Here is a 21,114-nt window from a genome sequence, read left to right on the forward strand (position 1 = left end):
CGGGTGCTCGCGCCCGTTCCCGATTACCCTGGGTCGGCGCTGCCACAATGGCAGGGAACCAGGGGACCGCCGAGGATTGGGCACGCGTTGGACAAAGAGCCGGGTCAACCACCCGAGCGTGCGGGGCGTCCTCGGCGGGACGGCGCGGCGCCGAGGAGGAGCGACCAGCCTCGCCGCGCGGTGCGGGACGCCCGTCGCCAGCCGCCCCCTCCGCCGCCGCCCGCCGAGCGCAGGCAGCCGCCCAACGGCACCCGCCGGATGCCGTTGCCCGACGAACGTCCGCCCGCCGACCGAGCCCAGCCGCGCCGGATCGACCCGCGCGGCGGCGACCCCCGGGAACCCCGCGACCCTCGAGACCGCGCGCCGCGCCGAGTCCCGCCGCCTCCGCCGAACGGTCAGCGTCCGGCTCCGACGAGGGCCGCCATGCCGCCGGTGCGCAGGCCGCCCCCGCCGAGGCAGTCCGGGCCGCCGTCCGGCCCGCAGCAACTCCCGCCGTCCGGTCCGCAGCCGATCCCGCCGAACCAGCCGCCGAATCGCGGCCAGCTTCCGCAGCCGACGCCGCCGCCCGCGAACGTGCCGGGACCGCAGCCGCCGGTGCACCGCGGCCGAGGCCCGCGCCCCGGCACGCCGATCCGGCCGTGGCAGGAAGAGGCGATGCGGGACCCGGACGCCACCCGGTTCATCCCGCGCACCGCGGGCGTCCCGCTCGCGGCCCCCTCGCGCTGGCCCACCGCCGACCCGGACGTGCTGCGCCCGTACGACGCGCTGGCCACTCAGGTCATGCCGCGGATCAAGGACGCGCCGCTCGCGCGTCCGGCCGAGGCTCCCGAGCAGCCGAAGGACGAGGGTCCTTCGGTCGCCAAGGCGTCCGGCCGGATGGCGATCGCGTCGCTGATCAGCCGGATCACCGGGTTCCTGTGGAAGGTGCTGCTGGTCGCGGCGATCGGTTCCGGAGTCGCGACCGACTCGTTCAACGTCGCGAACACGATGCCGAACATCATCTTCGAACTGCTGCTCGGCGGTGTGCTCACCAGTGTGGTGGTGCCGCTGCTGGTGCGTTCGCAGGACGACCCTGACCACGGCCAGGCCTACGCGCAACGGCTGCTGACCACCGGTGTCACCGTGCTGTTCATCGGCACCGTGATCGCCGTGATCGCAGCACCGGCGTTCACCTCGCTGTACATCGATTCGTCCGGGCAGGCGAGCGCCGGCCTGACCACGGCGTTCGCCTACCTGCTGCTGCCGGAGATCTTTTTCTACGGCGTGTTCGCGCTGGTCTCGGCGATGCTGAACGCCAAGCACGTGTTCGGGCCGACTGCCTGGGCCCCGGTGATCAACAACCTGGTGGTCATCTTCACCATCCTCGTGGTGTGGCTGATGCCCGGGTCGATCGACACCGGCAATCCGTCGATCACCGATCCGAAGGTGCTCACTCTCGGCCTCGGCGTCACCGGCGGCATCGCCGCGCAGGCGCTCATGCTGATCCCGCCGCTGCTGCGCTCAGGCTTCCGCCCGCGCTGGCGGTGGGGCTTGGACAGCCGGATGAAGGAGTTCGGCGGCCTGGCGCTGTGGGTCGTCGGCTACGTCGCGGTCAGCCAGGTCGGTCTCACGATCACCACTCGCGTGCTCACCAAGGGCACCTCGGGCGGCGTCACCGCCTACAACTACGCGTGGCTGCTGTTCCAGCTGCCTTACGGCGTCCTCGGCGTCTCGCTGCTGACCGCGATCATGCCGCGGCTGAGCCGCGCCGCCGCCGACGGCGACGCGAAGAAGCTGGTCAGCGACCTGTCATATGCCTCGCGGATCTCGACGGTGACCCTCGTGCCGATCTCGGCGGTGATGACGATCGTCGGCACCTCGATGGGCGTCGCGCTGTTCGCGATGGGCAAGGGCAGGCTCGAGGACGCGGAGCGGATGGGCCAGGCGCTGGCGATCACGGCGTTCGCGCTGCTGCCGTACGCGCTGGTGATGCTCCAGATGCGGGTGTTCTACGCGATGAAGGACGCCCGCACGCCGACGTTGATCATGATCGTGATGACCGTGGTCAAGGTGCCGCTGCTGTTCCTGTGCCCGGTGCTGCTGAACCCGGAGAACGTCGTGCTCGGCGTGATGATGGTGAACGCGCTGACCTACGTGATCGGCGCGATGCTCGGCCAGGTGTGGCTGTGGGTGACACTCGGCAACCTGCGCAGCAAGCGGGTGATCGGGGTGATCCTGTTCACGGTCGTGGCGAGCGTCCTCGGGGTCGGGGCGGCGTGGGTCGTCGGGCTGATCGTGCCCTCGTCGCTCAGCCCGGTTCCGCACGCCTGGATCAAGCTCATCCTGCAAGGAATCGTCGGGATCGTGGTCTCGTTCGGGGTGCTCATGGCGCTGAAGGTCGAGGAGCTGAAGCCCGTAACATCGAGATTCACCCGATTGATCAAGCGCGGGTAACGATTGATTCACGACTCGCGACGCTTCTACGGCTGATGATCCGGGTACCCTCGGTGCCGGGAGCGAAGCGGGAGAGAGCGTGGACACGAGACGAAGCGAGCAGGCGGGGGACGCCGCGGGCATTCGCGCCCGGGGCGGATCGCTCGCGCCCGGACGCGTCGTAGGGGACGGCCGGTATCGCCTGCTTGCCCAGTTCGGGGTAGACGAGCGGGCCGCCGCGCACCTCTGGCGCGCGCGGGACGGGCAGCTCAAACGGGACGTCGCACTGACACTGCTGGTCGGCGATCCGGCCGATCCGGAAGCGGCGCGGCAGGCGCGGCGCACCCTGGAACGGGCGGCGCACGCGTCGAAGTTCGGGCACGGCGGCGTCGCCCGGGTGCTGGACGTGCTCAGCCTCGGCAGTGGGGTCACCTCCAGCGAGGGGCTGCTCGGCGTCGTGGTGGCGGAGTGGACCAAGGGCAGCGACCTGGTGGACCTGGTCGCGCAGCGCCCGGTGGCCCCCGCCGCCGCCGCGCGGATGGTGCAGGCGCTCGCCGAAGCCGTCGACCACGCCCACCAGAACGGTCTCGTCCTCGGCCTCGACCACCCGCAACGACTGCGGCTCACGCCGGGCGGCGCGCTCAAGCTCGCCTTCCCCGGCCCGCTGCCGGAAGCCACTCTCCGCGACGACGTCAAGGCGCTCGGCGCGGTTTTGTATCTGCTGCTCACCGGACGCTGGGCGCTGCCCGGCGGTCCGCCCGCGATCCCCGCGGCCCCGCTCACGCCGCAGGGGCACGTCGTGCCGCCGCGGTCGCTGGTGCCCGCGGTGCCGCCGGAGCTGTCGTCGCTGGCCGTGCGCACCATCGAGGACGGCGGCAGCGGCGGGATCCGCACCAGTTCGGCCATTCTTCGCGTGCTCGGCCAGGTCGCCGAGCAGGAGGAACGCACCCAGCTGATCAACGCGGTCGGCAAGGACGAGGCGGCCGCGGAGACCGACGGCACGATCTGGACCACGAAGAAGCCGGTGAAGGACGTCGCTCGACGGCGGAAGCTGGCCTTCGGCGTCACCGTGCTGGTGGTCGCCACCGTGGTGATCCTCGCGTGGGGCGGGCTGATGCTGATCAACCTGTTCCAGGGTGACGGCAAACCGACCGGTCCCGCGATCAACGTCGCGGCGCCGCCGAGTTCGGCCCCGGCCAAACCGGGCAACCAGGCCCCGCCGCCGGCGAACCAGCCGCCCGCGGGCCCGAAGGTCGGCGACCCGGTGGCCCCGAAGTCGGCGACGCTCTACAACCCGGAGGGCTCCGGCGACAACGCGGGCCGGGCGAAGAACACGATCGACGGCGATCCGGGCACGGTCTGGAAGACCGACCAGTACCAGCAGCAGCTGCCCGCGCTGAAGCCCGGCGTCGGCATCGCGGTCTCGTTCGACAATCCGGTGAACCTCGCGCAGGTGAAGATCAGCGCGGACAGCCCGGGAACGAAGGTCGAGATCCGGTCGGCGGACAGCAAGAATCCGCAGCTCGACGACACCAAGGTGGTCGGAAGCGGCGACTTGAACGGACCGGACACCACGATCACCCTCCAGCAGCCGACGCAAAGCCAGTACTTCATCGTCTGGATCACCCAGCTGGGCGACAACGGCGGCAACGGCTTCCTGAGCCAGATCGGAGAGCTGAGCTTCCTGCCTGCGGCGTGAGCTGCGAGCACGACTCAGTAGGCTCTGCCGGGTGACGGCTGCAGCTCCCACGGATGCGGATCTGATCGCGGCGCACGCCGCGGGCGATCCGCATGCGTTCAGTGAACTGGTCCGGCGGCATCGAGACCGCATGTGGGCGGTAGCGCTGCGCACGCTGCGCGATCCGGAAGAGGCGGCGGACGCGCTGCAGGAGGCGTTCATCTCGGCCTTCCGCGCGGCGGGCAAGTTCCGCGCGGAGTCGCAGGTCACGACGTGGCTGCACCGGATCGTGGTGAACGCGTGCCTCGACCGGATCCGGCGAAAGCAGGCCCGGCCGACCGTGCCGCTGCCCGAGACCGGCGAGTACAACGAACCGGCCGCGCCCGGCGATTCGATGGCGGAGAAGGAAACCAGCCTGCTGGTCCGCAAGGCGCTCGACGAGCTGCCCGAAGACCAGCGCGCGCCGATCCTGCTCGTCGACGTCGAGGGCTATTCGGTGGCCGAGACCGCGAAGATGCTCGGCATCGCGGAGGGCACGGTCAAGAGCCGGTGCGCGCGCGGGCGGGGAAAACTCGCGAAGGTTCTCGGGCATCTGCGGAACCCGGACGGGGGTGGCGACGTCCCAACTAACGAAAGCAAACGCAAGCACGCCACTTCGGAGGGGTCCCGGAGTGCCGGGCGAGCCCAGCGCTCGCCGGGGAACGGGGAGGGACGATGACGGACGAGAGCCGGGGGGCAGGCGGAACCATCGGACCGCCCTGGTCTGTCGACCTGCTCGCCGACCTCCATGCCGGGGTCCTCGACGACCAGGAGGCGGCCGAACTGTGGCCGCGGGTGAACGCGGATCCGGAGGCGCGCGCGATCATCGAGGCCCTCGAGGCGACCACCGCCGACCTGTCCGCGCTCGCCGCGGAACCGGCCCCGCCGATGCCCGCCGAGTTCGCGGCCAGGCTCGACGCCGCGCTCGCCGCGGAGTCGGCGGCCCGGCAGGAGGCGACGTTTCCGGCGGCCGCACCGGAGGCCGCTGAGCAGCCGGTCGCGCCGGTGGTGGACCTGTCGGCGGCGCGGAAACGGCGGAACCGGCAGCTCGGCTGGGGCGCGGGGATCCTGACCGCCGCCGCGGCCGCCGCGGTAGCGATCACGCTGACTGTTCCCGGTGCGACCAAAACGGACACGTCCGGCGTCGCCGCGCCCGCGCCGTCCGCGGTCGGCGGTCCGACCGTCGGCAGCGACGGCAGCGGTGCGGAAGCGCTGCTGGGCGGGGGTCTCGGCGTGCGGAACTACGGCCCGTTGCAGGACTCGAAACGCTTCGACGCGTGCGTCGCCGCGGCCGGCATGGACCCGGCGGTGCGGCCGGAAGGCGTGCGGCCGGTGACCGTCGAGGGCAAGCCGGGCGTGGTGGCGATTTACACCACCGGCAAGCTCGCGCAGTTCCGGCTGGTCGCGTTCGGCGCGGACTGCGGGCCGGGGAACCCGGACAAGCTGTTCGACAAGGTGGTCGGCAAGAAGTAGCGCCTGGACGTAGCGGGCGTCACCGCCGGGAACACCTCCACCTACGATCGTGTTGAGCCTGGAGCACAGGTCATGACGAGCGGAGGGTTGACGGGTGGCTGCCGAGGAAATCAGGAACCTGATCGTCGTCGGGTCGGGTCCTGCCGGTTACACCGCAGCGGTCTACGCGGCGCGCGCACAGCTCGAACCGCTGGTGTTCGAAGGCACGCAGTTCGGCGGTGCGCTGATGACGACCACCGAGGTCGAGAACTTCCCGGGCTTCCGCGACGGGATCCAGGGCCCGGACCTGATGGAGGAGATGCGCAAGCAGGCCGAGCGCTTCGGCGCGGAGCTGCGCGCGGAGGACGTCGAGTCGCTTGAGCTGACCGGCGACGTGAAGTACGTCGTCGCGAACGGCAAGCGTTACGCCGCGCGTGCCGTCGTGCTGGCCATGGGCGCCGCCGCGCGGTACCTGAAGGTGCCGGGCGAGCAGGAACTGCTCGGCCGCGGCGTGTCCGCCTGCGCGACCTGTGACGGTTTCTTCTTCCGCGACCACGACATCGCGGTCGCGGGCGGCGGCGACTCGGCGATGGAGGAGGCGACCTTCCTGACGAAATTCGCCAAGTCCGTGACGATCGTGCACCGTCGCGACGAGTTCCGGGCGTCGAAGATCATGCTCGAGCGCGCTCGCGCGAACGAGAAGATCAAGTGGCAGCTGAACTCGCAGATCACCGGGGTCGAGGGCGACGGGACGGTGTCCGGCCTGAAGGTGCGCGACACGCAGTCCGGCGAGGAGAAGACGCTCGACGTGACCGGGTTCTTCGTCGCGATCGGCCACGATCCGCGCAGCGAGCTGGTGCGCGGCCAGGTGGACGTGGACGAGGACGGCTACGTGCTCACCCAGGGCCGCACGTCGTACACGAATCTGCCCGGCGTGTTCGCCGCTGGCGACCTGGTGGACCGCACTTACCGGCAGGCGATCACCGCGGCCGGTTCCGGCTGCAGCGCGGCGATCGACGCGGAACGATGGCTCGCGGAGCACGGCGGGGCCGAGGCGAACGAAGCACCGGAACTGGTCGGCGGCGGCTACGGCGCCGGCGAGCACTGACTTTTCCACCGAGTTGAAGGAGCAAGCGATGTCCGAACCCGTGAAGGTGACCGACAAGTCGTTCGTGGACGACGTCCTGACCAGCGAGAAGCCCGTTCTCGTCGATTTCTGGGCGACCTGGTGCGGGCCGTGCAAGATGGTCGCCCCGGTGCTCGAGGAGATCGCGAAGGAAAACGGCGACAAGATCAAGGTCGCCAAGCTCGACATCGACGAGAACCCGAACACGGCGCGTGACTACCAGGTGATGTCGATTCCGACGCTGATCCTGTTCCAGGGCGGCAAGCCGGTGAAGCAGATCGTGGGCGCGAAGCCGAAGGCCGCGCTGCTGTCCGATCTCGCCGACGTGCTCTGAGCGGTCCACCTGCTGAGAACCCGGGCCAGCGGCGATCGACTCGCCGGTCCGGGTTCTCGCATGTTCGGGAACCACCCGCACGGGGGTGTGCGCGCAGGTGCACTCGGCGTGTCCGCGGCGGGGCGGCGCCCCCGCCGGTGGCGCACCGACCGGGCCTGCGTCCTTACCGAGAGTTCACAGGGCACAATAGGTGCCTGGGTACACCCCTACCCGGGTTTCTGTTTCGCATCGAGCCGGTTTCGGTGCCTGAGGAAGAGCGAGGAGTGCATGCGGGTACTCCGCCGCGGTGACGCCGGTCCCGACGTCGCCGAGATCAGGTCGATCCTTGCCGGGATGGATCTGCTCCCGCCGGTGGCGGGGACCGAGCGGTACAACACGTTCGACGTCGCGGTGGAGCAGGCCGTGCGCGCGTTCCAGCAGCGCCGCGGGCTCATCACCGACGGGGTAGTGGGCCCGGCGACGTATCAGGCGCTCAAGGGCGCCAGCTATCACCTCGGGAGCCGCCCGCTCCAGTACCTTTTGTCGTCGCCGGTGCACGGCGACGACGTTTTCACTCTTCAGGAGCGGCTCACCGAACTGGGCTTCGACGCGGGCCGCCCGGACGGCTATTTCGGTCCGCAGACCGAGCGCGCCCTGCGCACGTTCCAGCGCGACATGCGGCTGACGTCGGACGGCATTTGCGGCCCGGCCACCATCCGCGAACTGCACCGCCTGTCTTCGCCGCGCGCCCGCGGCGGCCGCCCGGTTTTCCTGCGCGAGCAGGAGCAGGTGCGCCAGGCGGGCCCGCGGCTGCGCGGCAAGCGCATCGTGATCGACCCGGGCCACGGCGGCGAAGACCTCGGTGTCGTCGCAGGCGGCCTGCGCGAGGCGGACATCGCCTGGGATCTGGCGCGGCGGCTCGAAGGCCGGATGCAGGCCACCGGCATGGAGGCTCTGATCAGCCGGGGCCCGAACCACAGCCCGACGGATTTCGAACGCGCCCGTTTCGCCAATGACGCCGGCGCGGACCTGTTCCTGTCGCTGCACAGCGACGGCAACCCGTCGCCGCGCGCACAGGGCGTCGCGAGCTTCCACTTCGGCACCGGCAACGGCACGACGTCCACCGTCGGCGAACTGCTGGCCGGCTTTATCCAGCGCGAGGTCGCGGCCCGTACCGGCTTGCTGGACTGCCGCACGCACTACAAGACGTGGGAGATCTTCACCCGCACCCGCTGCCCAGCGGTCCGCGTGGAAATCGGCTACCTGACGAACCCGGACGACGCCGCGCGCCTAGGCGACCCCGCCTTCCGCGACGTCGTGGCCGAAGGCATCCTCATCGCCGTCAAGCGCCTCTACCTCCTCGGCGAAGGCGACCAGCCCACCGGCACCTTCACCTTTGCCGACGTCCTGGCCCACGAACTGGCCAAGGCCGAATAGCTTCCCCCTCTATCCGTCCTCCCGAGCTCCACCCTGATTCGCCCCACCCAGCCCTTTCGCGCGCATACCGCCCCAGGGCCCCACTCAGCGCGCCCCGACGCGCCACCGCCCTCTCCGCCCCGGCGTTTACCCGTGCTGACCCGCACTCACCTGCGCCACTCACTACCCACAGTCACAACCGGCCGCCTCCCCCTTCCCCCCGACTCCAGCCCCACCCCCACCTGCCGCCAACCGCTCCCGCAACACCAAACAACCGGAGCAACCACACCGCTTAACCGGCGCCACAAGAACTTGCGCCCCACTGCCACAGCACCCACCACACCTGGGGGCAGCCCCCACCCTTCCCGGGGGGCGTCCCCAGATCCATTCTATCCATCCACAGCTTTTCCACGGCCTCTATCTGCAATCTGTGGATAACTTGGGGACTCTTCCACAGTTGTGCACAGGTACCGGGAGTGGGTGTTTTCCGAGCGAATCGGAGGTGGTATGGGGCTCGTCAAGCACCCGCTAAGGACATCCGAGTCTGCGGCGAAGAGGCGCGGGCTGACCTCGGGTGATGCGGTTCGAGCGGCTGCACCCCGAGGCCGACGAGGGCGGATTGCGGAGCGCTTAGAGCAAGCGAGACCTGGTGGCTGTCGCGGCGGTCAGCACGGAGAGTGACCAGGCGACCGGGGAGTGGCAGAGCACGGCGGACTAGCCAGGCGGGTCGTTCAGGGTGGGTGCCAGCAAGGTCATTCTGGCTGACCCAGTGCGCAGGCGGCTGCGGTCAGGCGCGGCCGAGGCTCGGTTCAGCGGTCGTGATCGTCACTTGGCCCAGCAGACGTTCGAGCGCGGCTTCGACGTCTTCCTTCCAGGTGATCGCGGAACGCAGTTCCAGGCGCAGCCGCGGGTACTTCGGGTGCGGACGCACCGTCTTGAAGCCCACGCTCTGCAGGAACGCCGCGGGCAGCACGCACGAGTGCTGGCCCAGCGGGTCCTCGTCGTCCGGACTGGCGTCGCCGAAGGACTCGATCGCGCGGACGCCGCGTTTGGTCAGGTCCTTCGCCACGGCCTGCACCAACATCCGGCCGAGGCCGCCGCCGCGGAATTCCGGCAGCACCTGGAAAGCGGTGAGCAGGACGGCGTCGGCGCTCGGCGGCGACGTCGGGAAAGCGAGCGAGCGGGGCACCGCGTTCGGCGGGGCGTAAAGCACGAACCCGACCGGCAGCGTGTCGCTGTAGACGATGCGGCCGCAGGAACCCCATTCCAGCAGCACGCTGGACACCCAGGCTTCCTTCTCGACCTCGGTGGAGCCGTACTCCTCGGCCTGCGCCTTCAGATGCGGCGCGAGCTCCCAGTACACGCACTGCCGGCAACTCTTCGGCAGGTGCTCGAGGTTGTCCAGGGTGACGCCCACCACGCGACGTGACACCTGAAACCTCCCTGGACCCCGCAACTCCGGCCTCAGCGCCCGCAAGAGCGCAGGCAGCACCGGAAGAACCACCCCGAGGATAGGCCGATGTGACAAGCGCCGGAAGAGCGGGGAGCCGGAAGAGGCCGCGGTTACACTCGATGGATCTACCAGCAGGTACCACCGAGCCCTCAGGTGTCCGATGACCGAGAACCGCCCCGCCAAGCCGCAGACCGGCCGCCACAATCTCGACCCGCACCTCGACCGGTACGCAGCACGTACCGCCGGGATGACCGCATCCGAGATCCGCGCGCTTTTCGCAGTGGCAAGCCGGCCGGAGGTCGTCTCGCTCGCCGGCGGCATGCCGAACCTCGCCGCGCTGCCGCTCGACACCCTCTCGGCTCAGGTCGGCGAGATCATCGCCGAGGAGGGGCTCGTCGCCCTGCAGTACGGGTCCGCGCACGGGATTCCCGCGCTGCGTGACCAGATCTGCGAAATCATGGCTCTCGAGGGCATCAAGGCGCACCCTGACGACGTCGTGGTCACCGTCGGTTCCCAGATGGGCCTGGACATGGTGACCCGGCTCTTCTGCGACCCGGGTGACGTCGTGATCGCCGAAGGCCCGTCGTACGTCGGCGCGCTCGGCTCGTTCTCCGCCTACCAGGCGAACGTCGTGCACGTCGCGATGGACGAGCATGGCCTCGTGCCCGAAGGGTTGCGAGAAGCCTTGCACCAAGCCGAAAAGGCCGGGCAGCGGGTCAAATTCCTTTACACGATCCCGAATTTCCACAACCCGGCCGGCGTGACGCTGTCGGTGCAGCGGCGTCCGGAGATCGTCGAGATCTGCCGCGAACACGGCGTCCTGATCATCGAGGACAACCCGTACGGCCTGCTCGGTTTCGACGGACAGACCTACCCGGCGTTGCGCTCGCTCGACCCGGACAACGTCGTGTACCTCGGCTCGTTCTCGAAGACGTTCGCCTCCGGGCTGCGCGTCGGCTGGGTGCTCGCGCCGCACGCGGTGCGCGAAAAGCTTGTGCTGGCAGCGGAATCCGCGACGCTGTGCCCGCCGACCTTCAACCAGATGATCGTCTCGCGCTATCTCGCGACGCACGATTGGAAGGGCCAGATCAAGAAGTTCCGGGAGAACTACCGCGAACGCCGCGACGCGATGTTGTCGGCGCTGCAACAGTATCTGCCGCCCGGCTGCTCCTGGACCAACCCCGACGGCGGCTTCTACGTGTGGGTCACCGTGCCGGAAGGCGTTGACACCAAAGCGATGTTGCCGCGCGCGGTCACCGCTCGGGTCGCGTACGCGTCCGGCACCGGTTTCTACGCCGACGGTTTCGGCTCCCGCCAGATGCGGTTGTCGTACTGCTATCCGACGCCGGAACGCATCCGCGAGGGCGTGCGCCGGCTCGCCGCGGTGCTCGAGTCCGAAATGGACCTCAGCCGCACCTTCGGTAGCGTGAAGGCGCGCACCATCCCGGGGCCCGAGACCCCGTCTCCGGACACGGTCTGACCGGCCCAGCAACACTAAGGAGTTCCCACGGTGGTCGACCGTACCGTTGCCGTGCTCGCCGGCGGGCTTTCCCACGAACGCGACGTTTCGCTCCGCTCCGGGCGCAGGCTTTCCGCCGCGCTGCGGGCCGAGGGCCTCACGGTGGAGGAGTGGGATACCGACGCCGGTCTGCTGGAACGGCTGCGCACGCAGCGTCCGGACGCGGTTGTCGTTGCCTTGCACGGCGGCGAGGGCGAGAACGGCTCGGTGCAAACCGTGCTGGAGATGCTCGATGTGCCGTTCGTCGGCACCCACTCGCAGGGCTGCCGCCGTGCTTGGGACAAGCCGACCGCGAAAGCGTTCGTGCAGCAGGCCGGGTTCTCGACGCCGGACTGGATTGTGTTGCCGCACAGCACTTTCCGTGAGCTGGGTGCGCAGTCGGTGCTCGACGCGATGGTCGAGCGGCTCGGCCTGCCGCTGATCCTCAAGCCGGATCAGGGCGGATCGGCGCTCGGCACGCAGGTGGTCCGCGAAGCTGCGGAGCTGCCCGCGGCGATGGTCGGCTGCTTCGCCTATGGCGACACCGTGCTCGCGGAACGGTTCGTGGACGGCGTTGAAGTGGCCGTCACGGTCATCGAAGGGGAGAACGGGGCTGAGGCCCTGCCCGCGGTCGAGATCGTGCCGGAGAGCGGCGTCTACGACTACACCGCGCGCTACACCGCGGGTCTCACCGACTTCTTCACCCCGGCCCGGATTTCCGACGAGGCCGCGAAGGCGGTCAGCGAACTCGCCGTCGGTGCGCACCGGTGGCTCGGGCTGCGCGACATCTCGCGCACCGACGCGGTGATCACGCCGGACGGGGGAGTCCACTTCCTCGAAGTGAACCTCTCGCCGGGTCTCACCGAAACGTCGACGGTGCCGATGGCGGTCGAGGCCGCCGGCACGACGCTCGGTTCAGTTTTCGCGGACCTCGTCGCGCGCGCCGTCGCTCGCGCGAACTAAAACCAGGCGGACGGGGGCGGGCGGCGGACTGCCGCCCTTCCCCGCGCCGGTCGATTTCGGCGGCCACTCCGGGTGACCATGGCCGCTTCGATCCGCAATCATCACCGTGACGAAACGCCCCTGGGTGATCCCTAATCGGTTTCGTCGCTCTGATTCGCCGATTTCTCCCCGGAATTCGCGTCGATGATCCCGACGATCCGCTCAAGATCGTCAACCGACCCGAACTCGAGAACGATGCGCCCCTTGCGCCGTCCCAGGTCGACCTTCACCCGGGTGTCGAACCGATCGGACAGCCGGTTCGCCAGTTCCTGCAATCCGGGTGCCTGAATCGGCTTGCGGGGAGCGGCCTTCGGCTTCGCCGGTTTCTCGCTCTTCTTCAGCGTGACGGCTTCCTCGGTGGCGCGCACCGACATGCCCTCCGCGACGATCCGCGCCGCCAGTTCTTCCTGGCTTTCCGGATCCTCCAACGACAGCAGCGCCCGCGCGTGCCCGGCGGACAGGACACCGGCGGCCACTCGCCGCTGCACGGGGAGGGGCAGTTTGAGCAATCGGATGGTGTTCGTGATGACCGGGCGGCTACGGCCAATGCGCCCGGCGAGCTCCTCGTGCGTCACCGCGAACTCGTCGAGCAGCTGCTGATAAGCCGCCGCCTCTTCGAGCGGGTTCAGCTGCACGCGGTGGATGTTCTCCAGCAGCGCGTCGCGCAGCATCGACTCGTCGGCGGTCTGCCGCACGATCGCAGGGATCGCCTCGAGTTCCGCCTGCTGCGAGGCGCGCAGCCGGCGCTCGCCCATGACGAGTTCGTACTCGTCATCGCCGAGTTCGCGGACGACGATCGGCTGCATGAGCCCGAACTCGCGGATCGAATGCTCGAGTTCGGCGAGTGCTTCCTCGTCGAAAACCTGGCGAGGCTGCTTAGGGTTCGGCTTGACCGAGCTGACCGGGATCTCGCGGTACACCGCGCCGGCGACCTCGCCACCCGCGACCTGCTGGCCCGCCGCGCCGTTCGCCGCGAACCAGCCCTTGTCCTCGCGTACCGCTTTCTCCGCGGGCGTGGCGGTCTCGGTCGCGGCCGGAGGAGGCGTCGCCGGTCCGGTCGGGATCAGGGCCGCCAGTCCGCGGCCCAGCCCTCCTCTGCGCTCAGTCATGTGGTGCTGCTCCTCTCGTTCACACCCCGCTCGGCGATCTCCTTCGCCGCGTCGAGATAGCTCATGGCACCACGTGAACCGGGGTCGTAAGCAAGGACGGTCTGGCCGTAGCCAGGCGCCTCGGACACCTTCACGCTGCGCGGGATGACGGTCTTCAGCACCGTGTCGCCGAAGTGGTTCCGGACCTCGTTGGTCACCTGGTCGGCCAGTTTGGTGCGACCGTCGTACATGGTGAGCAGAATCGTCGACACGCTGAGTTCGCGGTTGAGGTGCTGCTGCACGAGTTCGATGTTGCTGAGGAGCTGCCCGAGACCTTCGAGTGCGTAGTACTCGCACTGGATCGGGATGAGCACTTCCTGCGCCGCCACCATCGCGTTGACGGTGAGGAGACCGAGCGACGGCGGGCAGTCGATGAAGACGTAGTCGACACCGATCTCGTCAAGCGCCCCAGACGACAGCGCCTCCTTGAGCCGCGTCTCGCGGTTCGCCATGGAGACGAGTTCGATCTCGGCACCGGCGAGGTCGATCGTCGCGGGCACGCAGTAGAGGTTGGGGGACTGCTCGCTCTGCTGTGCGGCTTCGGCGATCGAGACCTCGCCGATGAGCACCTCGTAGATCGAGGGCGTCCCGGAGCGGTGGTCGATGTCGAGCGCGGTGCTGGCGTTGCCCTGCGGGTCGAGGTCGATCACCAATGTTTTCAGCCCGTGCACGGCGAGCGCCGCAGCCAGGTTGACGGTGCTCGTCGTCTTGCCGACCCCGCCCTTCTGGTTGGCGACGGTGAGCACCCGGCGGCGAGAGGGCCGGGGGAGCACCCCTTCCTTGGGGTGGAGCACGCTCGCGGCACGAACGGCTTCTTCAGCGATCGGCGTCCAGCCCATCTCCTGGCTGGCCTCCGCGGAGTCGGACGGCGGGGGATTCACCGGTCTCGACACCTCCTCCTGGTAGACGATTCGGGGGCGTTCACACCGCGATGTTTCACGTGGAACGGCGCGGCTGTTGTCGTTCGCTAGCTCCGTCTGCCGCGTGGCCGGGTCGGCTTCGGCGGCAGGCGACGGATCAGGACCACCGTGCTGGGGACTTCGAGTACTGCCTTCCCGCATTCCGCGACCTGTGGTTCGGCACCGCCGGCCTTGCGCACCGCGTCGCGGTCACGGGAGATCTCTTCGGCGGCGCTGGCGCCTTTGAGGGCAACCAGTCGGCCTTCGGGACGAACCAGGGGAAGGCACCAGCCCGCGAGCCGAGCAAGAGGGGCGACCGCGCGGGCGGTGACGACGTCTGCGCCACTCAGCTGCTCGCATACGGACCGCTCCTCGGCGCGTCCACGGACGATGGTGATCGGGAGTTCCAGCTTCTCGGCGACCTCGGCCAACCAGTCAACCCGGCGAGCCATGGGTTCCAAGAGCACGATATCGAGGTCCGGTCGAGCGATCGCCAGCGGTACTCCCGGAAGCCCCGCACCCGACCCGACGTCGACCACGCGCGCCCCGGACGGGATCTGCTCGCCGATCACCGCGGAGTTCAGCACGTGCCGCTCCCACAGCCGCTCGACCTCACGCGGTCCGATCAACCCTCGCTCGACCCCATGAGTCGCCAGCAGCTCCACGTACCCGGCGGCTTGCTCGACGCGCTCCCCGAACACCTCCACCGCTGCGGTCCGGACCGTCCCGGTGGCGCCGTCCAAGCTCACTACTCCCACTCCTCGCTCCGCGCGTTTCACGTGAAACGCGCTCGATTGATTGTCCCTGATGCCGACGCCAAATCGAGCCGACAGACCGCAACTGTGGACAACTCCACTCGAGTCGCCGAGCGATCCACAGGTCGTTTCACGTGAAACGCGGTCGCCTGGGCGAGGCGGGGCGGCGAGTTTCACGTGAAACGCCACGCTTGTAATTCGCTCCGCTGGAGCGCGAGGGAGAGACCTCCGGCTGACGACGCGCGGGCCCTTCCGCGCGCGACCACGAACGCACACCGGCCCGCGTCGCAGCGACGATCCAGCTCGCCATGATCCGAACCGTCGCGAGCTACCTCGCCGACGAGCGCTACGACGGGCTGGGCCGCGCAGGAGCCGCAGGGGAGTGGCGAGCTGCGGGCAAGTCGAACGAGCGCGGCTGCTCGGCTCGCGAACCCGCCGAAGGAGGAGTCGACGCTGCCGATTGAGCGCCCGAAGTCAGGAGGCATGGAGCGGAGCAGTCGGTTCGGCTCGGCTCGGCTCGGCTCGGCTCGGCTCGGCTCGGCTCGGCTCGGCTCGGCTCGGCTCGGCTCGGCTCGGCTCGGCTCGGCTCGGCTCGGCTCGGCTCGGCTCGGCTCGGCTCGGCTCGGCTCGGCTCGGCTCGGCTCGGCTCGGCTCGGCTCGGCTCGGCTCGGCTCGGCTCGGCTCGGCTCGGCTCGGCTCGGCTCGGGAAGAAGCTAACGCCGGGCGGCGGGTCCGCATAGCGGGGCCGGGTACGTGAAGCATCCGAGATCGCGACAGTCAGCGCGGTTCCGTGACCCGCCACCGGTACGCGTAAGAAGAGCGGACACAAAAGAAGCGGCCCACGGGATTAACTCCAGTGGGCCGCTTCGGCTCAGTGCTCAACGCGAGACGCGAGACGCGCAACGCACAACGCGTCCGAGGGGCTCAGTCCTCGGGGAAGATCACCACGCGGCGCTTCGGGTCTTCGCCCTCGCTCTCGCTCGTGACGCCCTTGACCGTCGCGACCGCGTCGTGGACGACCTTGCGTTCGAACGGGCTCATCGGCTGCAGGCGAACCCGCTCGCCGCTCGACAGCACCGACTCGGCGGTGGACCGGCCGAGTTCGCGGAGCTCCTCGCGGCGGTCCGCGCGCCAGCCCGCGATGTCCAGCATCAGCCGGCTGCGCGAGCCGGTCTCCTGCTGGACCGCGAGGCGGGTCAGCTCCTGCAGCGCTTCGAGCACCGTGCCGCGGGGGCCGACCAGCTTCTCCAAGTCGTCGCCGCCGTCGATGCTGACGATGGCGCGGCCCGCTTCGACATCAAGGTCGATGTCGCCGTCGTAGTCGAGCAGGTCCAGCAGACGCTCGAGGTAGTCGCCGGCGATGTCGCCCTCTTGCACGAGAGCATCGTCACCGCCTGCCTTCGGCTCGGCCGGTGCGCTCGTCTCTTCCTGATCGGCGTCGATCGTGTCGACCGTCTCCGACATCTTCAGTCTCCTCTCCGAACCCGAAGCGTCAGCGACGCTTCCGGCCCGACTTCCTGTTCGAGTCCTTGAGGAGTCCGGGCACCCCGGTGCCGTTCTCCTTCGATCCGTTCTGGTTCGACGTCTGCTCGGGCGCGCTCTCCGCCGGTTCGGCCGCCTTCTTCTCCGTGGAAGCGACGCCGCCGGACTTGCCGCCGGAGGACGAGGTCTGCGCGAAGCCGTGCGCCGAACCCGCCTTGGTCACCTTGCCCTGCTGGCCCTGCTGCTGGTTCTTCTTCTGCTGCACCGGCTTCTGCCCGACCTTCGGCGCGGTCGGCTTCTGGCCCGGCTTCGGGCCGAGCGACGCGCGCTTCTCGGCCGCCTCCGCCTTGCGGGCCGCCTCTTCCTTGTCGATCTTCGTGTAGACGAGGCGCTGCTGCATGAGCGTCCAGCCGTTGTTCGCCAGCCAGTAGAAGAGCAGGCCGAGCGGGAAGAAGGCACCGAACACGAGCACACCGAGCGGGAAGACGTACATGGTGAGCTTGTTCATGATCGCGGTCTGCGGGGTGCCCGCGGCCGACGCGTTCTGCCGGGAGACCGAGTGCCGCGCGGTGAGGTGCGTGGCGATCGAGGCGATGATCATCAGCGGCAGCGCGACCGGGAGGACCTCCCAGTGCCAGCCGCCGTTCGCGACGTGGCCCGCGACGGCGCCGACGCCGTTGTTGACCGCCTCGCCCATGTTGACGCCGAAGAGCTTCGCGCTGACGTAGGAGTGCACGTCCTGCGCGTTGAAGAAGTAGTTCTCGGTCTTGTCCCCGCCGCCGGGCGGCGGCATGGTGAACGCGCGCAGCACGTGGTTCAGGCCGATGAAGACCGGGATCTGAAGGATCATCGGAAGGCAGCTGCCGAGCGGGTTGACGCCGTGCTCGCGCTGGAGCTTCTGCATCTCCTGCGCCTGGCGCTGCCGGTCGTTCGCGTACTTCTTCTGGATCTTCTTCATTTCCGGCGCGAAGTCTTGCATCTTCTTCATCGACCGGACCTGGTTCACGAACGGCTTGAACATGATGCCGCGGACGGTGAACGTCAGGAAGATGATGCCGAGGATCCACGAGATCGCGGTCGCTTCCCCGAAGACGAACCCGAAGACCTTGTGCCAACACCACAAGATGAAGGACACGGGGTAGTAGATGAAATCGAGCACTGAGCTACTCCTCGATCGGTGTTTCAGGCGTGCGGTGTCGCCACGAGAACTTCTCGGGCACCGGGTCGCGGCCGGGCGGGGTCCACGGGCCGCAGCGAAGCAGCCGGCGCAGCGCGAGGTAGGAGCCTTTGGCCGCGCCGTGGCGGGTCAGGGCTTCGACTGCGTACGCGCTGCAGCTCGGGTAGAACCGGCAGGCCGGAGGAAGAAAGGGCGAAATCGCCTTGCGGTAGAACCGCACGGGGAGGAGCAGCACCCACGCGACCGGTCCCGGCCGGGGCGGCGACTCGTCCTCGGGTACTTCGGTGGTGCTGTGTTCGGAGGTGGCGTCCATGGCCGTTTACACCGCTGATCCGTGGTCGGGTGCCGCGCCCTGCTGACGCGGCTGCCGGGGAGCATCGGCCCCGGCCGGACGGCCGGACGGCGAGAGGCCGAGCCGGCGCATCGCGGCGTCGAGATCCGCGCCGAGCTCAGCGCTCGACGCGGACGCGGCCGGAGGCAGTGCCCGTACCACCAACGAAGTGCCCGCGGGCAGTGTTCCGAGACGCGCGGAAACCAGGTGCCGCAACCGCCGGGTCACCCGGTGGCGCACCACCGAGTTCCCGACGGCCTTGCTCACCACAAAACCCGCCCTGGCCGCGAACGAGGCGGCCACGGACGGGTCCGTGGTCAACGCATGGACGACGAGGCGGCGCCTGCCGGCCCGGGACCCCCGGCGGAGGACGACCCGGAAGTCCTCGCTCCGCCGCAGACGTGCGCCAGCGGGCAGCACGACGCGGTTCGGCGGAGCCGGATCAGGCGGACAGCTCGGCGCGGCCCTTGCGACGGCGCGCCGCGAGGATCGCCCGGCCCGCACGGGTCCGCATGCGCAGGCGGAAACCGTGGGTCTTCGCGCGACGACGGTTGTTCGGCTGGAAGGTGCGCTTGCCCTTGCTCACTGCTTCTCCTGTGTCTCGGCCGTCGGGCGACGGCGGATTCCCCGGCGCCCGGCGTGTCGTGCGGGTCGCACGGAAGTTCGTGCTGTCTCCTACCACCGGGTGGCCTCGTCACGACGAGCGACGACATACGTAGGCACGCGAAACGCACCCGTCGCATACGGGAGACCTTACGAGGGTACGCACCCCGGTCGTGAACGCCGCAGGCGCCCCTCCGCCACCCTCGGCGACCGACCCGCGAGACTGCCTCCCGGCACGGCGCGGCACCGAATGGCAACACGCCGTACACCGTGAAATGCTTGCGCAGCACCACGTCTTGTGGCATCGAGCAGGGCTTGTTAGCGTGCCTCTCTCGACCTCCGGGCAGGACCGATGAGGCCTCGCCGACGTCGGGGGGTGTGGAGGCGCCCGGGGAGTACGCCGAGCCCGCAGGTCGCGTGGCTGCGGACGGCCGTACATTAGTGCACAGCTGTGGACAACTTTGTGGATATCGCTGTGCCGTCGCGCGGGTGAGTCCGGACCGCGTGCTCGAGGCGAGCTTCCAGGACGTGCTCGGGGGTGGGTCCGAGGCGTGCGCGCCGACGAGGGGAGGGGAGTCAGACCGGTGTCGGAGCACCAGCACAATCTGGGCGTCATCTGGGAGCAGGTGGTGCGGGAGCTGTCCGACGGCACCCTCTCCCCGCAGCAACGAGCCTGGATGCGGGTGACCCGCCCGATCGGTCTCCTCGACGGCACCGCGCTGCTCGCCGCGCCGAGCGATTTCGCGAAGGAAGCCATCGAACGCGCGCTGCGCACCTCGATCACCGAAGCGCTGTCGCGGCGGCTCGGCCGCCCGGTGTCGCTCGCGGTGAAGGTCGACAGCACGGAACCGGTCGCGCCCGCCCCCCGCTATGCGGCGTCACCCGCCCGGGTGGAAAACGACGTTCCTCGGCCGGAGCCGGCGCCGCAGCCGAGCCCGCACCTGGAGAACGGCCAGGCCGACCACGTGCGCCCAGAGCGCCCGAAGCCGAAGCCGCCGCCTCGCCGGCCGCAGGTCGAAGCGGCCGGGCTTCCGCCGGCACGGGTCGACCCGCCGCCGCCACCGCCTCCTCAGCAGCCGCTGCACCCGGTCCACCCCGGCCTGGACGACCTCGAGGACCCGGACGAAGAAGTCGACGAAGAGGGCGAAGCGCTGGCGACCGCCAACGAGATCTGGCCCCGGTTCGCCGGGCAGCCGATCGCGGGCCAGCCCTACACCGCTCCGGCGCAGCCGCAGACCTCGAAGACGAAGCTGAACGAGAAGTACAACTTCGACACGTTCGTCATCGGCGCGTCCAACCGCTTCGCGCACGCCGCCGCAGTCGCCGTGGCCGAGGCGCCGGCACGCGCGTACAACCCGCTGTTCATCTGGGGCGAGTCCGGGCTCGGCAAGACGCACCTGCTGCACGCGGTCGGGCACTACGCGCAGCGGCTGTTCCCCGGCATGCGCGTGCGCTACGTCTCGACCGAAGAGTTCACGAACGACTTCATCAACTCGCTGCGAGACGACCGCAAGGTCGCTTTTCAGCGCCGCTACCGCGATGTCGACATCCTGCTGGTGGACGACATCCAGTTCCTGGAGGGCAAGGAAGGCACCCAGGAGGAGTTCTTCCACACCTTCAACACGCTGCACAACCAGAACAAGCAGATCGTCGTCAGCTCCGACCGGCCGCCCAAGCGGCTGGAAACCCTGGAGGACCGGCTGCGGACGCGGTTCGAATGGGGCCTGATCACCGACATCCAGCCGCCTGAGCTGGAGACCCGGATCGCGATCCTGCGCAAGAAGGCGGCACAGGACCGGCTCGCGGTGCCCGGCGAGGTGCTCGAGTTCATCGCGTCGCGGGTCGAGGCGAACATCCGCGAACTGGAGGGCGCGCTGATCCGCGTCACCGCGTTCGCGTCGCTGAATCAGCAGCCGGTGGAAGTCGGGCTCGCCGAGATCGTGCTGCGCGACCTGATCCCGGATTCGCACACGCCGGAGATCACCGCGCCGACCATCATGGGCGTCACCGCGGAGTTCTTCGACGTGACGCTCGACGAGCTGTGCGGACCCGGCAAGACGAAGGCGCTCGCCACAGCCCGCCAGATCGCGATGTACCTCTGCCGCGAGCTGACCGAGATGTCGCTGCCGAAGATCGGCCAGACGTTCGGCGGCCGCGACCACACGACCGTCATGCACGCGGACAAGAAGATCCGCAAGGAGATGGCCGAGCGCAGGCGGATTTACGACCAGGTGCAGGAGCTGACCTCGCGAATCAAGCAGCGCGCTCGCCAGTAGCCGACTGCCGCGTTTGGACACTCGCATTTAGACAGTCCTGTTTCGACGTTCTAG

General features: G+C 69.4%; 21 protein-coding genes. 12 read left to right on the forward strand and 9 right to left on the reverse strand.

All coding sequences use genetic code 11. From position 1 onward, the window contains the following. Window positions 1–654 precede the first annotated feature (654 nt). The 7 genes from murJ to L3Q65_RS35985 all read left to right on the forward strand — a co-directional run bounded on the left by murJ (window position 655) and on the right by L3Q65_RS35985 (window position 8,457). Window positions 655–2,433: a murein biosynthesis integral membrane protein MurJ gene (murJ, locus tag L3Q65_RS35955; RefSeq protein WP_220507727.1), complete on the forward strand. Its 1,779-nt coding sequence runs from the start codon at window positions 655–657 to the stop codon at window positions 2,431–2,433. Between the two features lie 79 nt (window positions 2,434–2,512). Continuing rightward, complete coding sequence (locus L3Q65_RS35960) at window positions 2,513–4,111, forward strand: protein kinase family protein (protein ID WP_182893003.1); 1,599 nt, start codon at window positions 2,513–2,515, stop codon at window positions 4,109–4,111. Between the two features lie 31 nt (window positions 4,112–4,142). Beyond that, a complete protein-coding gene (gene sigM / locus L3Q65_RS35965; RefSeq protein ID WP_043831404.1) occupies window positions 4,143–4,808 on the forward strand; it encodes an RNA polymerase sigma factor SigM in 666 nt (221 codons plus the stop codon). Then, window positions 4,805–5,602, forward strand: coding sequence for a hypothetical protein (locus tag L3Q65_RS35970; protein ID WP_182893004.1), 798 nt, complete (start codon window positions 4,805–4,807; stop codon window positions 5,600–5,602). Before sigM ends, L3Q65_RS35970 begins: the two co-directional genes overlap by 4 nt. Before the next feature lie 94 nt (window positions 5,603–5,696). Beyond that, window positions 5,697–6,689: a thioredoxin-disulfide reductase gene (gene trxB / locus L3Q65_RS35975; RefSeq protein ID WP_237597672.1), complete on the forward strand. Its 993-nt coding sequence runs from the start codon at window positions 5,697–5,699 to the stop codon at window positions 6,687–6,689. A 28-nt stretch (window positions 6,690–6,717) separates the two neighbouring features. Then, entirely contained in the window at window positions 6,718–7,041 is a 324-nt protein-coding gene (trxA, locus tag L3Q65_RS35980) for a thioredoxin (protein ID WP_067578295.1), read from the forward strand. 267 nt (window positions 7,042–7,308) lie between these two features. After that, window positions 7,309–8,457, forward strand: coding sequence for an N-acetylmuramoyl-L-alanine amidase (locus L3Q65_RS35985; RefSeq protein WP_037809125.1), 1,149 nt, complete (start codon window positions 7,309–7,311; stop codon window positions 8,455–8,457). A gap of 766 nt (window positions 8,458–9,223) precedes the next feature. Here the strand turns inward: L3Q65_RS35985 and L3Q65_RS35990 are convergent. Beyond that, window positions 9,224–9,868: a GNAT family N-acetyltransferase gene (locus L3Q65_RS35990; RefSeq protein ID WP_182893007.1), complete on the reverse strand. Its 645-nt coding sequence runs from the start codon at window positions 9,866–9,868 to the stop codon at window positions 9,224–9,226. A 181-nt stretch (window positions 9,869–10,049) separates the two neighbouring features. Between L3Q65_RS35990 and L3Q65_RS35995 the strand changes: the two genes are divergently transcribed. Further along, window positions 10,050–11,369 (forward strand): PLP-dependent aminotransferase family protein, encoded by a 1,320-nt coding sequence (locus L3Q65_RS35995; RefSeq protein ID WP_182893008.1) that lies wholly within the window; start codon window positions 10,050–10,052, stop codon window positions 11,367–11,369. 30 nt (window positions 11,370–11,399) lie between these two features. Continuing rightward, window positions 11,400–12,350: a D-alanine--D-alanine ligase gene (locus L3Q65_RS36000; RefSeq protein ID WP_009085339.1), complete on the forward strand. Its 951-nt coding sequence runs from the start codon at window positions 11,400–11,402 to the stop codon at window positions 12,348–12,350. Window positions 12,351–12,481: 131 nt separating this feature from the next. On the opposite strand, the gene L3Q65_RS36005 is transcribed toward L3Q65_RS36000, so the two are convergent. From L3Q65_RS36005 to rsmG, 3 genes are all read right to left on the reverse strand, one after another. Beyond that, the gene (locus L3Q65_RS36005; RefSeq protein WP_182893009.1) at window positions 12,482–13,498 is read right to left on the reverse strand and encodes a ParB/RepB/Spo0J family partition protein; all 1,017 of its coding nucleotides are present in this window, start codon (window positions 13,496–13,498) and stop codon (window positions 12,482–12,484) included. Beyond that, complete coding sequence (locus L3Q65_RS36010; RefSeq protein ID WP_304504531.1) at window positions 13,495–14,418, reverse strand: ParA family protein; 924 nt, start codon at window positions 14,416–14,418, stop codon at window positions 13,495–13,497. Before L3Q65_RS36010 ends, L3Q65_RS36005 begins: the two co-directional genes overlap by 4 nt. A gap of 86 nt (window positions 14,419–14,504) precedes the next feature. Next, window positions 14,505–15,185, reverse strand: coding sequence for a 16S rRNA (guanine(527)-N(7))-methyltransferase RsmG (gene rsmG, locus L3Q65_RS36015; RefSeq protein WP_237597673.1), 681 nt, complete (start codon window positions 15,183–15,185; stop codon window positions 14,505–14,507). A 314-nt stretch (window positions 15,186–15,499) separates the two neighbouring features. On the opposite strand from rsmG, the gene L3Q65_RS36020 reads away from it, so the two are divergent. Then, window positions 15,500–15,655, forward strand: a complete 156-nt coding sequence (locus L3Q65_RS36020; protein WP_237597674.1) for a hypothetical protein — start codon at window positions 15,500–15,502, stop codon at window positions 15,653–15,655. A gap of 19 nt (window positions 15,656–15,674) precedes the next feature. Next, complete coding sequence (locus L3Q65_RS36025; protein ID WP_237597675.1) at window positions 15,675–15,908, forward strand: hypothetical protein; 234 nt, start codon at window positions 15,675–15,677, stop codon at window positions 15,906–15,908. A 207-nt stretch (window positions 15,909–16,115) separates the two neighbouring features. On the opposite strand, the gene L3Q65_RS36030 is transcribed toward L3Q65_RS36025, so the two are convergent. The 5 genes from L3Q65_RS36030 to rpmH are packed head-to-tail and all read right to left on the reverse strand — an operon-like array spanning window position 16,116 to window position 18,767. Then, window positions 16,116–16,655, reverse strand: coding sequence for a R3H domain-containing nucleic acid-binding protein (locus tag L3Q65_RS36030; RefSeq protein WP_067578310.1), 540 nt, complete (start codon window positions 16,653–16,655; stop codon window positions 16,116–16,118). Between the two features lie 28 nt (window positions 16,656–16,683). Then, a complete protein-coding gene (yidC, locus tag L3Q65_RS36035; protein ID WP_182893502.1) occupies window positions 16,684–17,832 on the reverse strand; it encodes a membrane protein insertase YidC in 1,149 nt (382 codons plus the stop codon). 4 nt (window positions 17,833–17,836) lie between these two features. Beyond that, complete coding sequence (gene yidD, locus L3Q65_RS36040) at window positions 17,837–18,163, reverse strand: membrane protein insertion efficiency factor YidD (RefSeq protein WP_037809137.1); 327 nt, start codon at window positions 18,161–18,163, stop codon at window positions 17,837–17,839. 6 nt (window positions 18,164–18,169) lie between these two features. Further along, a complete protein-coding gene (rnpA, locus tag L3Q65_RS36045) occupies window positions 18,170–18,601 on the reverse strand; it encodes a ribonuclease P protein component (RefSeq protein ID WP_237597676.1) in 432 nt (143 codons plus the stop codon). A 22-nt stretch (window positions 18,602–18,623) separates the two neighbouring features. Further along, window positions 18,624–18,767 (reverse strand): 50S ribosomal protein L34, encoded by a 144-nt coding sequence (gene rpmH / locus L3Q65_RS36050; protein WP_037363527.1) that lies wholly within the window; start codon window positions 18,765–18,767, stop codon window positions 18,624–18,626. Between the two features lie 601 nt (window positions 18,768–19,368). On the opposite strand from rpmH, the gene dnaA reads away from it, so the two are divergent. Further along, window positions 19,369–21,060, forward strand: a complete 1,692-nt coding sequence (gene dnaA, locus L3Q65_RS36055; protein ID WP_182893504.1) for a chromosomal replication initiator protein DnaA — start codon at window positions 19,369–19,371, stop codon at window positions 21,058–21,060. Window positions 21,061–21,114: the final 54 nt, after the last annotated feature.

This window comes from Amycolatopsis sp. FU40, assembly GCF_021903635.1.
Classification (GTDB): domain Bacteria; phylum Actinomycetota; class Actinomycetes; order Mycobacteriales; family Pseudonocardiaceae; genus Amycolatopsis; species Amycolatopsis dendrobii.

What these genes read in the sequence shown, in the direction of transcription:
- murJ (WP_220507727.1), top strand. Translation starts at nt 655, where the DNA reads ATGCGGGACCCGGACGCCACCCGGTTCATCCCGCGCACCGCGGGCGTC.
- L3Q65_RS35970 (WP_182893004.1), top strand. Translation starts at nt 4,805, where the DNA reads ATGACGGACGAGAGCCGGGGGGCAGGCGGAACCATCGGACCGCCCTGG.
- trxA (WP_067578295.1), top strand. Translation starts at nt 6,718, where the DNA reads ATGTCCGAACCCGTGAAGGTGACCGACAAGTCGTTCGTGGACGACGTC.
- L3Q65_RS35985 (WP_037809125.1), top strand. Translation starts at nt 7,309, where the DNA reads ATGCGGGTACTCCGCCGCGGTGACGCCGGTCCCGACGTCGCCGAGATC.
- L3Q65_RS35995 (WP_182893008.1), top strand. Translation starts at nt 10,050, where the DNA reads ATGACCGAGAACCGCCCCGCCAAGCCGCAGACCGGCCGCCACAATCTC.
- L3Q65_RS36005 (WP_182893009.1), bottom strand. Translation starts at nt 13,498, where the DNA reads ATGACTGAGCGCAGAGGAGGGCTGGGCCGCGGACTGGCGGCCCTGATC.
- L3Q65_RS36020 (WP_237597674.1), top strand. Translation starts at nt 15,500, where the DNA reads ATGATCCGAACCGTCGCGAGCTACCTCGCCGACGAGCGCTACGACGGG.
- L3Q65_RS36025 (WP_237597675.1), top strand. Translation starts at nt 15,675, where the DNA reads ATGGAGCGGAGCAGTCGGTTCGGCTCGGCTCGGCTCGGCTCGGCTCGG.
- L3Q65_RS36030 (WP_067578310.1), bottom strand. Translation starts at nt 16,655, where the DNA reads ATGTCGGAGACGGTCGACACGATCGACGCCGATCAGGAAGAGACGAGC.
- yidD (WP_037809137.1), bottom strand. Translation starts at nt 18,163, where the DNA reads ATGGACGCCACCTCCGAACACAGCACCACCGAAGTACCCGAGGACGAG.